A 13,442-nucleotide genomic window follows, 5' to 3' on the forward strand; every position below is an offset into this window, starting at 1 on the left:
AAATCCTCCTTAAATAAATTCTTATCTGTTCCTATCTGTGGGCTTCCCAGAAGATGACTGCTTCCTGAAGCCAGTTTTTCACTTTTGTTTCATTTCCTATTCCAAATCCATGTCCCAGTCCGTCAACGATTCTGACCGACACATTTTCTTTGCCCAGTACCTTCTCTAATTCCGGCAGTTTATCTTCCACATTTGCAAAACCGAACTCATCATCCCGCCCTACGATAGAAAATACCGCCAGTCCCTTGTCCTCCGGCAAAGCTTTGATATCCCAGTCCAGACCATACATAGGGAAGATCACCTTCGGTCTTGGCAGATGATTCTTGTGGCAGCAGTCCTCATAATTGGCAAATGAATACGCCGTGGTCATAAGTCCTCCTGCTGAAAAACCAAAGATGGCATAATCATCCATGTTTACAGAAAACTGTTTTTGATGCTCCGTCAGATATCGGATCACTTGTGTCAGTTCCCTCGCGGCAGCCTGTCCCTGCTTTACCTGTTCTGTCTCACCCAGCTGTCTGCCGACCGGATAACTTACGACGAAAACAGAATATCCCATTTTATGCAGCTTCATCGCCACAGGATACCCCTCGCAATCAGTTACATTACTGATAAATCCGCCTCCCGGAACTACAATGGCAAGTGGTTTTCCCTGTTGTCCCTGATAAAACATTCCCGTCAGATGTGACCTGTACGGATGACTATTCACTGCTTCCGCAGGATACAGATCCGGCACCAGCCTTGCCTGACCTTTCTCAACAAGTCCGGTTAGATAATTGAAAGATTCCAAGGCTGCATCCAATTGTTCCTCACGACCCTGCGCCTTTAAAAAATCCTTATACTTTACAGGCGCAATAGCTTTCAGCACGTTGTCCTCCACATTGAAAAACATATGTTTAAAACCGCCGAATACCGGATGCTGCATGAAAAATCCAACTTTGTCCTCCCCCGTTCCCGGACGGAAATGTCCGTTTTCATCGTAATAGCTGCTTTCCTTTATTTTTGGAAATCCGCAGATGCCAAGAAGTGCCGGTAAAAACATGGCACTTTTTTTGTAGACATATAATGTCGCACCGATTACAAATAATAAAACAATCACCACTACTGCAAAAAATATCTTCATCCTAACCTATGCCTCCTTTTCTTACTGATATCTTACATTATACAGACTAAAATTACATCAACGAAACATAAGTGATTTACCGACCAAACTTAATAAATATCCGAGATTACTCTGTACACCTTTGCCCCCAATATGGTATATTTTAGACAGGTTAAATAAACTGCTGATGACTATAATCACAGTTCATTCATATCTTGAAAAGGAGAGAATATATATGATGACATTATCTGCATTGAATCAATTTCTGAAGCAGCACACTCCCGAAGAAACCCAGCGTCTGAACGGTGTAAAGAAAGATTATTCACAATTTCCTGTTGCCAGAGGTAAGTTTGATACACCCTGTTACCGTTTTGATACGAACCTTGAAGATCTGCGTTCTTTATTTCTTTCAAAGAAAGTTCTTCCGAGTTATTACAACTTCGCTGTTGTAAAACAGGATCGTTTTGAAAACGTACCTCTGCATATCCATGAGTGGCTGGAATTGAGTTATATTTATTCTGGCGCCTGCACAATGACGATAAATAAGACTACATTCAGGCTAAAATCCGGGCAGATGGTTCTGATCAGCCAGAATGCACCTCATTCTGTCAAAAGATGTTCAGAAAATGATATTATCATCAATTTTCTGCTGACGCGCGAATATCTGAACGGTACTTTTTTTGAACGCCTGTCTCAGGATAATTACCTTACACACTTTTTCATTGAGGCTCTGAACACCACGATGCAGGAAAGCAGGTATATTGTCTTTTCCCCGGAACAAAAACAAAACCGGCTGGCAGATCTTACCAACCAGTTTCTCTGTGAATTTTATTCTCCGTCCGTAACATCCGGGCCTTTTTTAGACAGTCTTTTTACACTGATCACCTGTGAGATGATCAATCTGTTCCAGCACGGTATGGTTCTGGATCACTCCTCAGTGGATCAGATTTATACCATACTCCGATATATCGAAACAAACTTTGCGGACTGTACCCTTTCTTCTACAGCTGAGTTTTTTAATATGCACCCAAACTATCTCTCTTCCTACATACGCCAGCATACCGGAACCACTTACAAAGAGCTGGTCCAGACACAGCGGCTTTCTCAGGCGACAAAACTGTTAAGGAGCACCGCACTTTCCACAAATGATATCAGCCTTGCCGTCGGATATCAGAATACCAGCTTTTTCTTTCAGCTATTCCGCAAGAAATACGGATGTACGCCTATGGAATATCGAAACATGCTTCATGCTTCTGATACGCCAAATATGTGATATGTGGCATAATTGGCACCTCCGATGGTTCAATTGTACCATAATAGGAATATGTATTAAAATAGTTTGTTATCTAAAGTGGATTATACTAGTATACCATAAACATACTATTTTTAGAAAGAAATGTCCTATTTCATCCGTAAATAGATTGCAACTTTTTAAATCAGTTAAATTTGACCCTATTAAACCAATCATAAGCCCTATTTTATAGCAGTTTGGAGTCTTGATTGGTTAAATAATCGGTTTAAGCAGAGTAAATCAAACCAATCTTAAACCGATTAATCTTTTAATATATCTTATCAACCTCATCTTCATACACTGATTCAGTATGAGTATCAAATAGCACCCATTCCACCAGGTCAAAACAATCCGGATTATCCTGCAAGAACCGGTTTACTGTATGTACCGCAATCTTTGCTGCCAACTCAACAGGAAAACTATATATTCCCGTTGATATTGAAGGAAATGCATATCTGTATGAATGTCCTTAAAGCCTGCAACCTGCTCATGCATAATCATTCCCCATTATTCAACATATTCCAAAAATACTTTATCCTTAAATCCACCACGTTCATCAGCTTTCTTTGCTCTCATCGTCTCAAGCTCATCCAAGCTATAACCTCTTGCCACGCATATCGCCTGAAGAACTTCAAGTACACCAGCCATTTCTTCAAGGTTCTTATCAGCCTGATACTCTGCCACCTCTTCGTTAAGCTTCGTCTCCAATGCTACTATATATTTCTCGCCTGAGAGAATATGAGTTACACAAGTCTTTCCGTCTTTTTCTATTATTTCCGGTATTTTATCTCTAACTAATTTGTTATGTACCTTCATCTAGCTCACCTCGTAAATCCAGTTTCCAAAACCACAATTTTGTGCGGATTGGTATACTGGCATAATGATAGATTTCAATTGGCCTGTAAATTCATTATATTCTAGGCCTTCCCGATATACACGATTAATTCCTCATACAGTTCATCACTCTCTGCCTTAACTTTCATAAGACAATAGAGTACCACTGTACTAATAATGATTACGAACCAAATTAACACTTTGCCCATTCGACCACTCCTCTCAAATAAAAAGAGGAGCAAACCAGCTGATGGAATATTCCATCTCAAGTGCTAATTTAGTCCTCACTAAATGTTTTGATATAAAATTGTACCTAATCTAAGCACACAGATTCACTCTCAGACTGATTGCGGACATCTGTGATACTGACTTGGATTTTCGGTTTTGATATAACAGCGCTGCCTTAATCTACCGCTAAATTGGTATAAAAATAAGGACTAAATTAGGCATAACCCCTTGATTTTACTGGCTTTCATCTAACTTGGTCCTATTATAACTCAAACACCATTTTCCCAGTTAGAAATAGTCTGCCTGGAAACATTGAGGTCTTCAGCAACCTGTTCCTGTGTAAGTTTCTTTATAGTACGAGCATTTTTAATTTTATCAGCTATCATATTTCTGTATACCTCTTTTTTCCATGAAATTACAGCAAACGTAGTAGTAACGTCTATCAAAAGGCTTTTACATATTAGATAAAAGCATATAAAATTTCTTTTACATAGCTTAATTGTGGTCTATTTAGCCTGTTTTTTGACTACTCAGGAAAAATATTTCTACCCTCGCCCCACCTGTATTTTCAGAATTTGAAAGTTTAATACCTCCACCATATTTTTCAGCCACAGTTTTTGCAAAAAATAGCCCCATCCCATAATGAGCTTCGCCATTTCTGCTTGTGTCATCCATAAAAAACTGCTCTGTGCCATGCAATAATGCTTCTTTTGTAAATCCTGATCCGCTATCCTCCACAATGAATGTCAGCCGTTCATCCTGCTCCTTTGCGTCAATATAAATGATTCCATTTTCTTTTGTATGCTCCACTGCATTCTGAATCATATTCATTACGGCTCGAAACATTGGATCATAAGCAATCGTTACCTTTTTATCACTTTGTCCCGCCTTCCAATCTATTATCTGGTGATAGATTTCTGCCAGTCCGAGTGCCTGTTCCTTTATATCTGCGAAAAAATCTTCTAACCTCACCGTTGTATAGGTAACATCACTGCAATTCCATGATTTTGTGACATCTATCAACTGTTTTACATAACTTTGTATCTGTGTTGTGCCGTTCAAAACATAAGTGATATTATTCTTCTGTTCTGTGGTCAGTTCAGTCTCTGAAAGTAGTTCTGCATTTCCCCGTACAATCGTAAGAGGTGTTTTAATAATTTCACTCATAGTATTTTCATTTCCTTTCGTTAGGATTATACAGATACTGCTTACCACTTAACTATTACACAGCCTTATCTACCTTTCTAATAATCAGTGCGCTTCCTTTAAATTAACCGTAGTAAAGTTAACCTTTACTTTTTCCATATATACAGAAAGCTTATCTTCGATTCTGCTATAGTAGTAGAGTTCTTCTGACAATGAATCTTCATACCAAATACCATTATCATAGTCGGTTTCCATTATATGGAGTTCATCCTTAATATCTTCTAAATTACTCTCATTTACACTGTAAATTGAACTTTCGTTTCTGCTTGTAAATAAAATGTACAAATCACTTTCCATAAGCTGTGCCAGTCTTTGAAGGACACCAGGGAAAAATACGGAAACCGCTCCATTTTCTTTTGCATTGGTGCAGAGCTGAACCCCCATAACTTTATCACTTTTCGATAAGCAAAATGCTCCATTGTCCATAAAGGATCCTCCCGACTTGTTCTTACCATTTGTATAAATGAAAGGGGGTGTCATCTGGCAGGTATTTTTTAACGCCTCTTCCATAACAGCCTCTTTTGTCATTTTCCATTGCTTCAAATGCTGATTTTTTATCTTCACGCAAAAATACTCGTTCGTATTACTAAGCATCATATACACGACACAAGCGATATCTCCAACATCCTTATGCACTGCATCTTCCAACTCAAGCGAATGCGCTTTCTTGTTTAGCGGTTTTACAAAAAGGTATTTTCTGATTTTTTGGTAACTGTCTGGAGTCATCTCGCCCTCTAACATGCCAACCGTTTTCAGTTTCTCGATTTCATCTTGTACAGAATATGAAATTGACTCCATCGAACTCCCTTCCATACAACGCTCATATAAATCTTTCACGTCAATACCGCACAGTTGTTTTCCACTTGAATTTTCAAATGCCTCCACAAATAAGCGATCCTTATTATCTATGGCTTTCTTTTTAAAAAATATTTGCTGTTCCTGTAAATGCAAAGCATTTAAAAGCTGTTTTCTTAATACCTCAACAAATTCCAAATATCCTAACTTCATCGTAATAATCCTTTCTGCGGCTTCTCTATGACCGCTGATCCAGCATCCAATTTTCAATCTGCAATTCCGTACCATTCATTTTCCTTATATCTTATGCCATCCACACAGAGCTGGTTTACATATATAATCTCATTGCTGTCAGGCTCTTCCTGGACAAGAATAAGAAGATCATTTTTCCTTCCTTTTGCTTTTGGTTGTTTGCCGCGTACAATTACGAATCCATTATTGCCCACACCTGTTTCTTTGCAAACCAGGCTGCACCATGGGCGGTCCGGATGTATTGCCATATACGCAGCTCCCCGTAGTAAAAGCATTGAAAAATCCAGTTCCTCCTTCAGTTCCATCTTTGTGCACGAGATTTTGGTATCCCGGTCATCTTCATCCAGATCTCCAAATGCTTTCACTACAAAATACCTGGAGTTTCTCCAATTCGGATAGTGAACAAGACAATCCAGCGGATTTTCCGCACAATGGAATCCATTCTGTCTGCAATTTGCCTCCGTTGTCTCATTGATCCCATATCGTTTAAATTGGTAACCCAGACACACCAGATTTTTTCCAAAGCCTTTATACGCAATCATTTTCTCATGCCCCTAAATTAAATAAAGAAAGCTGCTCCGGTTCCTCTTTCTTTTTCGCTACTGGCTTTGCTGCCACCAGCGCCTCTTCCGAAACATCTTTCTTTGTATCTGAATCATTTGATTTTGTTGACAATGCCCTGATAGATTCCGCTTTCTTCCAGGCTTTCTTTATTGTATCCTTTTCTTCCTGCGCTTTTTTCTCCATATCCTTACGGTCATCCAACAGGTAATAGTCTATTACCCAGGCAAATACCTCTGTAGAGCCAATCGCAATACCAGTATTTTGCCCCACACCAGCTTTTCCCTCTTTCTTTGCCTTTTTAAGTGCCGTCTCATATGCCTTTTCATGGACATATTCGATACAGCGCCGCAACGTCTTATGGTGCTGGAGGATCACCTCTTTCATAACAGGATCTTTTCTAGCAAGGTCTAAAAGATACGTGCCAATCACAGTCGCATACCCAGGATCCTGCAAAAGAAGCATTTCTTCTGTCAGCTTTTCGGTTGCAGACGCAGATTGCCGGGTTAACAAAACCTTCAGCAGAAAATTCCTTTTTCCCGCTATAAAAGCATCCATGTCCTCTTTGGATATGGAATGTTCTTTTGCAAGACTTTCAATTGCCGCTACATTATGACAGGTTCGGTAATGTTCCGCCAGGACATTTATTTCCTCTATGCTTTTGGCTAATTTTTCCAGCATATAAAACTCCTCCCGTCATTATGCAGCTTTGGAGGCGTGATTTTCTGCATTTCCGCCAGCTGCCGCTCTTTGCAGTTCCTTAGATTCCTTATCCAGCTCATTTACCAGATTTAGGATTACCCGGCGTACCCAAAGGTTTCCATTCCACTTCTTTTCAAGCGCCTCCGCACTCTCCACAATGGCTTTCCATGCTTCATCGTCCAACGCACAATGTCTATATTTCTTATAAAGCGGATAAATCTCATACATGGCCTTTTTGACATCCACGTAGATAATAGAATCCACATTGGACAACAATCCCATCAGGACCGGATGTTTGTCATATTTTTGGATCAGCTCACGGATCCCAACTGGTCTTTCTCCTGTGTACAAACCTAAAAAGTCATTAAATATCGTTCCAACTGTATTTATATTTCTACGTTCCATTCATGTCCTCCTCTGCTCTTTTGATTCTCGCTGTTACAGTTTCCGGTAAGCATTCAAACGCATCTGCAATTGCGTTTTTACTGTAGCCTTCCAGAAACAGCTTTTTCATCATTTTCTCCTGCTCTTTTTTCTTCATCCTTTTCAGGGAGGAATCCCTGATTTTGCGCTTCAGTATCTTTTTGCTTAGTGGATGGTCTGGTCCATACTGATAGATTTTCCAGGCCTCCGCCGCGTTCAGCCCACACACGATTGCCAGTACCAGGCAATAATAGCCTGCATACTCTTCATTTCTTATGCCATCACCTTCTTTATAGTTCTAACATTTTTCGGTTTCCGGCATTTTCCATTTATGCTTGTCCTCCCTTTTTTTCATGCTCAGCAAGAAACTTCTCCATGCCTTCCGGATCGTATTCTGCCAGTTTTTTCAAATCAAACTGAACCAGGCGGTAAGCACAATATCCGGAACGCCCCACTCTTTGCAGGACTTTTCCCAGCTTATACTTGCGGATAAACTGAAGTTTATGCTTACAAGAAGCGTCTGAAATGAATGCTTCATTCACCTCTATTGATTCATATGGTAAATTTACCGTTAAATCACCATATGACGCCTCTTCCTCGCCCGGCTTTGCCATTCCAATATAAAGTCTGCTTCCAGACCCATAGGGACGCACTTGCAGCATGATTTCTTCCTTGCCAAACTCGCTTTCATATTGCAAAATTTTCTGTTCCACGTTCATCCTCCGATAATCTTTTATTTTTTGAACTATCCCTCTTCTCCTTTCTTTCGTATTTGCTCCCTTTGCCTAGATTCTGAAATTTTTGACAACAAAAAAAGACACCAAAAATCCATTCCAGGTTTTTGATGTCTTCCTATATTTCTCAGATCTATTGTCTCAAATGATTGCTCCCGGTATTTTGCCAGGACTAAATTCTTCTACATAGGGTGCTATGCATAAACGATAATTCGATTATAGGATAGCACAATATATAGTGTGTGTCAACGTTATATTTCCATATATTGTGTGTTATCCTGTTTTCAGTCAATCTATTAGGAACAGCGTCTCTCCATAAACCATTTATCAAATTCGTAATATAAGTGGCTCTCTTTCCCATTCACCATTACCGTATAACGGATCCCGGTTCCGCCTGCTTTTCGGCTTGCACAGCGTTCCCTTGCAAGGATACGGTCCACATGATATTTTTCTCCATCTTCCCAGATAAATTCCACTGGACTCATAGTTCCGTCCTTATCAAAACTCACCAGAACCTCTACATATACTTTTGCATTTTCCATTTACCAATCACCTCCCATTAAAATAGCCTACCGGATGAACCGTGTGGGAACTTTGTGCATCCAAGCTTGCCAGAGCTTTGTCCTGGTACACAAACGCTTTTTGGATACTGAAATACCCAAACCTTCTGCGAATCTCATCTACAGCCTGGTCCATTTTTTCCTGCTTTTCCCGTTGTTCCTCGCTTATAAACAAATCAAGCTGTACTGGTATATCCGCCAGTACCAGTTTTTCCGCGCGGATACCAAGGCTTCTGATCGGATGTTGCCAGTTATAATGTTCTATAAAAAGCGCGTTGGCAGCAGCCATAATTTCATTTGTAATATCCGTAGGGCACTCCAGCTTTTTTTGCCTGGAAAATGAAAACAGCCCGCTGTCCCGGATTGTAATGGACACCACCTTGCATTTAAAACCATGTTTCCTTAGCCTTGCTGCAACACTTTCTGATAACGCCATCAATACAATCTGCACATCCAGGTTGTTTACTAAGTCTCTTGGCGTAGTCGTACTATTGCCAATAGACTTCACAGGCGCCTCATACCCTTGGGACGATACCGGAGAGTCATCCCATCCATTTGCAAAAGAATAAAGAACCAGGCCCATTTTTCCAAATAAACGCTCTAAAAACTCAGGATCCGACAAAGCAAGCTCACCAATTGTTTTAATTCCATAACGATCCAGAGTCTTCCTGGTAGAACGTCCGACATACAAAAGATCCGCAGCCGGAAGTCTCCAGAGCAATTCTTTATAATTTCCCTTTGAAAACGCTGTAATCCCATCAGGCTTTTTATAATCACTTCCCAGCTTTGCGAAGATCTTATTCCAGGAAATACCGATGCTAACTGTAATTCCCAGTTCCTTTTTCACCCGCCAGCTGATTTCCTCTGCTATTTTTCTTCCATCCCCTTTTAAAATCGCACTGTCTGTAACGTCTAACCAGGCTTCATCACATCCATACGGTTCGACCAGATCCGTGTACTCTCCATAGATTTCCCTTAGCATAGAAGAAAACTTCAGATACAGATCCATCCGTGGCGGTACAATAATAAGATCCGGGTATGCCATTTTTGCCTGCCAGAGCGCCATTCCGGTCTTCACCCCTTTTTTCTTTGCTGTATAATTGGCTGTCAAGATAATCCCATGCCTTGCTTCCGGATCCCCGCCTACTGCAAGGGGATGCCCGGCATACTCCGGGTGGTATAACATTTCCACGCTGGCATAAAAACAATTTGCGTCACTGTGTAAGATGGTACGTTCCACACTTCCCGCCTCTTTTCTCGAACGTTTGTTCTTTTTTGTTTATTATATCTACTCCAAGGCAGAATGTAAAGTGGTAATCTTCTCCAAAATCCCTTTAGCCCCGAATATCGGGACAAAACCTATTAAACAACACCTGTTAATTTCTTTTTTCGCTCCGATCGTTACGAATACATAGAAAAAGGCTACTATGCCAGGTTGGTTTTAGGATAATCAAACTTGTTGAGGGTCTCTCTTCGTGAGGGGCAAACCCTCAAGAACTTTGATTATCCTGGTTTTATCGCATAGCAGCCACTTTTAAAATCGTATTTTCTTATTTAAAATAACCTCTGCTGTTCATAGGGGACATACCGTTCCAGCAGAGCCGGTGTCTGGGATAGAATTTCTTTTGCACATTTTTCATCCCATAGCCAGGGGATAATCTGGTCTTTTTCCAGAATCAGGGGCATCCGATCGTGAACAGGGCTCATGGAAGCATTCGCTGCAGTGGTCAAAATCACAAACCGATCTTCCTTACCAAACCGATCATAAAATCCAGCCAAATAAAGAGGGGTTCTATCCTTCCGGTAAAATGTATTTTTTTCTTTTAACCTACTCCATTCATAAAATCCGGCAGCAGGAATCACGGTCCGGTGATAATGGATTCCATTTTGAAACATTCTTTTTTCTGTCACCGATTCCACCCGGGCATTAAAAATGACGCCTTTATTCTGCCATTCAGGATACCCCCAGGCTTTTTTACACAACTGTAGTTTTTTATGAGCGGGGCTTACAATTACAGGTGCAGCTTCTGTGGGATGAATGTCGCCAGTTATCAGTTCTCGCCCAAAAGATACCTCTACTTCAGATACAATTTTCTGGATATCCAAATAAGTTTCCTCATCCATATAATACCTGCCGCACATTTTATTCTGCCTCCAGAGCGTTTTCCCGAACAAATACTATAAGATCACTCATTTCCCCAACTCCACTTGTTTTCGTTTGAATATCTCTACACACAACCAGATCTGGTGAATAGGCAATTACTTCCAGTCCCATAATTTCATTCTCATCCAGGCAGAGAATGGTATTCTCGATCAGTTCATAATCGTAGGCCTTCTGATTCTCAATCAATATAAATTTGTCTTCAGACAAATACAAATCTGATTCCGCCTCAATCACATACGCCCGGTCCGACTGTTCCCCATTCATAAACAGAAATCCACCATAAGAATCGTCAACCAAACTATAGTAAAAAATAAAATCATTTGATTTCAGGACTTGAAACTGATCAATTTTTTCATCCTCTATTTCTTCTGATTCATAAGATCCATCTGGATGAATGCAAAGATCGTTGTTTTTTCCATTCTGGAAGATCGTAATATGGCAGTCCCCATTCGAATCAAAATCTGCCGCATTAAAATCTTCTACCTCTGCTGCCAGCCAATGCCCTTTTAGATCCTCACTGGTAAGCTGTATTCCATCCATCTTAGGTTTCTCTAAGATGGAATCTCTTTCTAAGTTAAATTTCGCTGGCACTTCACCAACAGATGTATTATCGGCAGCATAAAGTGTCACTGGTGAAACCAAAAGCAACATGGCAGCAGTTACTGGCATTAATATTTTCTTTAGCATCTTTTCTCCCTCTCAACCTGTACCTATCGTCTTTTAGTAACCGTTTTCCCATTTCCTTATATAAAAAATGGCAACTTCATAAATGTCTCATTATTCAACATGATTTTCTTCTTTTTTCCTTACATCTATGATTTCACCCACAAATACATAATGCGGCTGCCATCCACCCTTAAAATCCGGATAGACTTCTGGTTTTGCCGCATAATATTCCTGGATTTCCGGGGCTAAATCTTCCCTTGAGAACTGGTGCTGATACAGCTTCTTGCAAAGAAATGTACACTCTGCTTCCTCAAACGTGACACCCTGTCCCATTTTTACAGGTGTAAAACCTACTGCTTCTATTTTATTTTCATCCCGTCCGGAGTGTGATCCAAGATATCCCAATGCCTTACGGCTGGTTTCCGGATAAAAACTGACAGTAAAAATATCACTTTCTTTTAATACCTCACTTGTGTAACGGGCAGGGTGAACATATACGGTTACCGTAGACCTACTGTTCCCAGCTGTCCCCCAGATATTCCCAAGGCTTCCCCAGCTTACCGTACAACAGTTATAATGCTGTATATTCCCAGCTGTCACAAGCGCCCATTTCTTATCAAATAATTCAAATACCTTGTATTCTTTCCTTTTATAATCCTGCATAACAGCCCTCCGGTTCTGTCTATTTTATGAAAATTTGTTTCTCTTACTATTAGAATATCAATCTACCAATAATGGCGCAAGACTTTCTTGCAATTTTTCGGACGGAATCATATTACTTCTTTCACCGCCATATAAACCAGAGTAGTTGCCTTCATAAGTTTTCCATCAATTCCATCCGGTTTACATGTTTCTGGAAAAAATTCATAACGCGCTTACTCTGATGTTCCACCAAAAAGGGAAGTGCTATCTCTTCAACACTTCCCAAAATTTGCTATATATTCCAATACGAATCAGTTTTTTTCACGAAACATGTTTTCTTTATGATAATTTATTCCGGTAATCCTCCAGTTGAAGAAATATCCCAATAATATATACCTCCAAATCAACTACTTTGACAATCATCAAGTAGGACATATCCGTAAGAATAACTTACCTGTATTTTAAGGATTTTAGATATGCGTCCCGACATTCTGGAAATTGATATGGGTTCTCTTCCAGGCGATCATATGCTTTTTCTATACATGTCAGCAAATGTTCTGCCGCTATATTATTCCCCAGCCGATATACAAGATAATATAGGCATTCATCTAATTGTTCTTCCGCACGCTCTGTAACAATTAGTTTATAAACCATATTTCCCCCTCATTGCGCTAAGCGATTCTCTGGCATCTTTTACGCTTTCCTCTTTAATCTGCCTTTCGGAAGTTTCCAGCGCCTGATACATTCTTAGCTTCTTCATGGCTCTTTCATAATTTTCAATACTCATAATCACCATATCGCCATATCCATTCTTGGTTATATAAACTGGTTCCTCACTTCTATGGCAAAGTTCGGATATCTCTGCTGTGTTTTTCAAGTCTTTAATCGGAATAATCTGTGGCATATAAGGCGCCTCCTTTGATAGGATTATCATACCATAATTATGACATTGCAACAATTGCTGATAGAAAAATATATCATACAAGTTTACGGATTCTCACAAATCATTCCATACCCATATCTGTCATCTCCAAATTCTCTCTTATTCACCAGCATTACTCCAAGATGGCAGTATTTATCACATTTCAGTTTCTCATCTGTTTCAACCACTTCACGGATAAATGTTAAAATACTTTTTAATGGATATTTGGAATCCGGCGTGGTAATTGCAATGTAGCCTTCGTGTTTTTCCGAAGTTGCATAAAGCATTCTTATCATAAAAGAAAAAAAGATGGCTAACGACAACCATCTTTCTCTCCGTTACATGTTTCATTATATTTTT

General features: G+C 39.9%; 19 protein-coding genes and 2 pseudogenes. 1 reads left to right on the forward strand and 20 read right to left on the reverse strand.

The features are described from left to right. Positions 1-31: 31 nt before the first annotated feature. Complete coding sequence (locus LIQ05_RS01805) at positions 32-1,123, reverse strand: alpha/beta hydrolase (RefSeq protein WP_015522070.1); 1,092 nt, start codon at positions 1,121-1,123, stop codon at positions 32-34. Positions 1,124-1,337: 214 nt separating this feature from the next. Between LIQ05_RS01805 and LIQ05_RS01810 the strand changes: the two genes are divergently transcribed. Next, the gene (locus tag LIQ05_RS01810) at positions 1,338-2,375 is read left to right on the forward strand and encodes an AraC family transcriptional regulator (protein ID WP_226818141.1); all 1,038 of its coding nucleotides are present in this window, start codon (positions 1,338-1,340) and stop codon (positions 2,373-2,375) included. Between the two features lie 286 nt (positions 2,376-2,661). Here LIQ05_RS01810 and LIQ05_RS20240 read toward each other — a convergent pair. The 19 genes and pseudogenes from LIQ05_RS20240 to LIQ05_RS01895 form a co-directional block, all read right to left on the reverse strand. Next, positions 2,662-2,844 (reverse strand): annotated as a pseudogene (locus tag LIQ05_RS20240) (RNase III inhibitor); the annotation flags it as partial. A 56-nt stretch (positions 2,845-2,900) separates the two neighbouring features. After that, positions 2,901-3,209, reverse strand: a complete 309-nt coding sequence (locus LIQ05_RS01820) for a nucleoside triphosphate pyrophosphohydrolase (RefSeq protein WP_117854323.1) — start codon at positions 3,207-3,209, stop codon at positions 2,901-2,903. 101 nt (positions 3,210-3,310) lie between these two features. After that, entirely contained in the window at positions 3,311-3,436 is a 126-nt protein-coding gene (locus LIQ05_RS19620; RefSeq protein WP_262579799.1) for a hypothetical protein, read from the reverse strand. Positions 3,437-3,724: 288 nt separating this feature from the next. Continuing rightward, positions 3,725-3,841 carry a helix-turn-helix transcriptional regulator gene (locus LIQ05_RS01825; protein ID WP_117854322.1) on the reverse strand — a complete coding sequence of 39 codons (117 nt, stop codon included), beginning with the start codon at positions 3,839-3,841 and terminating at the stop codon, positions 3,725-3,727. A gap of 124 nt (positions 3,842-3,965) precedes the next feature. After that, a pseudogene (locus LIQ05_RS01830) lies at positions 3,966-4,613 on the reverse strand (ATP-binding protein); the annotation flags it as partial. A 93-nt stretch (positions 4,614-4,706) separates the two neighbouring features. Beyond that, entirely contained in the window at positions 4,707-5,669 is a 963-nt protein-coding gene (locus LIQ05_RS01835; RefSeq protein ID WP_195380376.1) for a DUF5688 family protein, read from the reverse strand. A gap of 53 nt (positions 5,670-5,722) precedes the next feature. Then, positions 5,723-6,250, reverse strand: a complete 528-nt coding sequence (locus LIQ05_RS01840; protein WP_195380377.1) for a DUF7666 domain-containing protein — start codon at positions 6,248-6,250, stop codon at positions 5,723-5,725. A gap of 4 nt (positions 6,251-6,254) precedes the next feature. Beyond that, the gene (locus LIQ05_RS01845) at positions 6,255-6,950 is read right to left on the reverse strand and encodes a Cas9 inhibitor AcrIIA9 family protein (RefSeq protein ID WP_226818143.1); all 696 of its coding nucleotides are present in this window, start codon (positions 6,948-6,950) and stop codon (positions 6,255-6,257) included. A gap of 18 nt (positions 6,951-6,968) precedes the next feature. Then, complete coding sequence (locus LIQ05_RS01850) at positions 6,969-7,376, reverse strand: hypothetical protein (protein WP_195380379.1); 408 nt, start codon at positions 7,374-7,376, stop codon at positions 6,969-6,971. Continuing rightward, on the reverse strand, positions 7,366-7,488 hold the full coding sequence (locus LIQ05_RS19625) for a hypothetical protein (RefSeq protein WP_264292699.1): 123 nt from the start codon (positions 7,486-7,488) through the stop codon (positions 7,366-7,368). Before LIQ05_RS19625 ends, LIQ05_RS01850 begins: the two co-directional genes overlap by 11 nt. Before the next feature lie 235 nt (positions 7,489-7,723). Further along, complete coding sequence (locus LIQ05_RS01855) at positions 7,724-8,107, reverse strand: DUF4313 domain-containing protein (RefSeq protein ID WP_226818145.1); 384 nt, start codon at positions 8,105-8,107, stop codon at positions 7,724-7,726. Between the two features lie 317 nt (positions 8,108-8,424). Beyond that, positions 8,425-8,670, reverse strand: coding sequence for a hypothetical protein (locus LIQ05_RS01860; protein ID WP_178730423.1), 246 nt, complete (start codon positions 8,668-8,670; stop codon positions 8,425-8,427). 7 nt (positions 8,671-8,677) lie between these two features. Beyond that, a complete protein-coding gene (dinB, locus tag LIQ05_RS01865) occupies positions 8,678-9,928 on the reverse strand; it encodes a DNA polymerase IV (protein ID WP_226818147.1) in 1,251 nt (416 codons plus the stop codon). Positions 9,929-10,242: 314 nt separating this feature from the next. Next, positions 10,243-10,830, reverse strand: coding sequence for an SOS response-associated peptidase (locus tag LIQ05_RS01870; protein ID WP_118580718.1), 588 nt, complete (start codon positions 10,828-10,830; stop codon positions 10,243-10,245). 1 nt (position 10,831) lies between these two features. Beyond that, positions 10,832-11,539, reverse strand: coding sequence for a hypothetical protein (locus LIQ05_RS01875; protein ID WP_226818148.1), 708 nt, complete (start codon positions 11,537-11,539; stop codon positions 10,832-10,834). A 90-nt stretch (positions 11,540-11,629) separates the two neighbouring features. Then, a complete protein-coding gene (locus LIQ05_RS01880; RefSeq protein ID WP_226818150.1) occupies positions 11,630-12,181 on the reverse strand; it encodes a flavin reductase in 552 nt (183 codons plus the stop codon). A gap of 429 nt (positions 12,182-12,610) precedes the next feature. Continuing rightward, positions 12,611-12,814, reverse strand: a complete 204-nt coding sequence (locus LIQ05_RS20245) for a type II toxin-antitoxin system RelE/ParE family toxin (RefSeq protein WP_173718740.1) — start codon at positions 12,812-12,814, stop codon at positions 12,611-12,613. Next, positions 12,804-13,064, reverse strand: a complete 261-nt coding sequence (locus LIQ05_RS01890) for a type II toxin-antitoxin system Phd/YefM family antitoxin (protein ID WP_173718739.1) — start codon at positions 13,062-13,064, stop codon at positions 12,804-12,806. The genes LIQ05_RS20245 and LIQ05_RS01890 overlap by 11 nt, the downstream gene beginning before the upstream one ends. 83 nt (positions 13,065-13,147) lie before the next feature. Then, positions 13,148-13,405 carry a hypothetical protein gene (locus LIQ05_RS01895; RefSeq protein ID WP_173718738.1) on the reverse strand — a complete coding sequence of 86 codons (258 nt, stop codon included), beginning with the start codon at positions 13,403-13,405 and terminating at the stop codon, positions 13,148-13,150. Positions 13,406-13,442 lie beyond the last annotated feature (37 nt).

The organism is Blautia glucerasea (assembly GCF_020537505.1).
Taxonomy (GTDB): domain Bacteria; phylum Bacillota; class Clostridia; order Lachnospirales; family Lachnospiraceae; genus Blautia_A.

Bases quoted from the DNA above. Each gene is read 5' to 3' on its own strand.
- LIQ05_RS01860 (WP_178730423.1), bottom strand. From the start codon at position 8,670: ATGGAAAATGCAAAAGTATATGTAGAGGTTCTGGTGAGTTTTGATAAG.
- LIQ05_RS01835 (WP_195380376.1), bottom strand. From the start codon at position 5,669: ATGAAGTTAGGATATTTGGAATTTGTTGAGGTATTAAGAAAACAGCTT.
- LIQ05_RS01890 (WP_173718739.1), bottom strand. From the start codon at position 13,064: ATGCCACAGATTATTCCGATTAAAGACTTGAAAAACACAGCAGAGATA.
- LIQ05_RS19620 (WP_262579799.1), bottom strand. From the start codon at position 3,436: ATGGGCAAAGTGTTAATTTGGTTCGTAATCATTATTAGTACAGTGGTA.
- LIQ05_RS01875 (WP_226818148.1), bottom strand. From the start codon at position 11,539: ATGCTAAAGAAAATATTAATGCCAGTAACTGCTGCCATGTTGCTTTTG.
- LIQ05_RS01805 (WP_015522070.1), bottom strand. From the start codon at position 1,123: ATGAAGATATTTTTTGCAGTAGTGGTGATTGTTTTATTATTTGTAATC.
- LIQ05_RS01880 (WP_226818150.1), bottom strand. From the start codon at position 12,181: ATGCAGGATTATAAAAGGAAAGAATACAAGGTATTTGAATTATTTGAT.
- LIQ05_RS01820 (WP_117854323.1), bottom strand. From the start codon at position 3,209: ATGAAGGTACATAACAAATTAGTTAGAGATAAAATACCGGAAATAATA.
- LIQ05_RS01840 (WP_195380377.1), bottom strand. From the start codon at position 6,250: ATGATTGCGTATAAAGGCTTTGGAAAAAATCTGGTGTGTCTGGGTTAC.
- LIQ05_RS19625 (WP_264292699.1), bottom strand. From the start codon at position 7,488: ATGATGAAAAAGCTGTTTCTGGAAGGCTACAGTAAAAACGCAATTGCA.
- LIQ05_RS20245 (WP_173718740.1), bottom strand. From the start codon at position 12,814: ATGGTTTATAAACTAATTGTTACAGAGCGTGCGGAAGAACAATTAGAT.
- LIQ05_RS01850 (WP_195380379.1), bottom strand. From the start codon at position 7,376: ATGGAACGTAGAAATATAAATACAGTTGGAACGATATTTAATGACTTT.
- LIQ05_RS01810 (WP_226818141.1), top strand. From the start codon at position 1,338: ATGATGACATTATCTGCATTGAATCAATTTCTGAAGCAGCACACTCCC.
- LIQ05_RS01870 (WP_118580718.1), bottom strand. From the start codon at position 10,830: ATGTGCGGCAGGTATTATATGGATGAGGAAACTTATTTGGATATCCAG.
- LIQ05_RS01825 (WP_117854322.1), bottom strand. From the start codon at position 3,841: ATGATAGCTGATAAAATTAAAAATGCTCGTACTATAAAGAAACTTACA.
- LIQ05_RS01845 (WP_226818143.1), bottom strand. From the start codon at position 6,950: ATGCTGGAAAAATTAGCCAAAAGCATAGAGGAAATAAATGTCCTGGCG.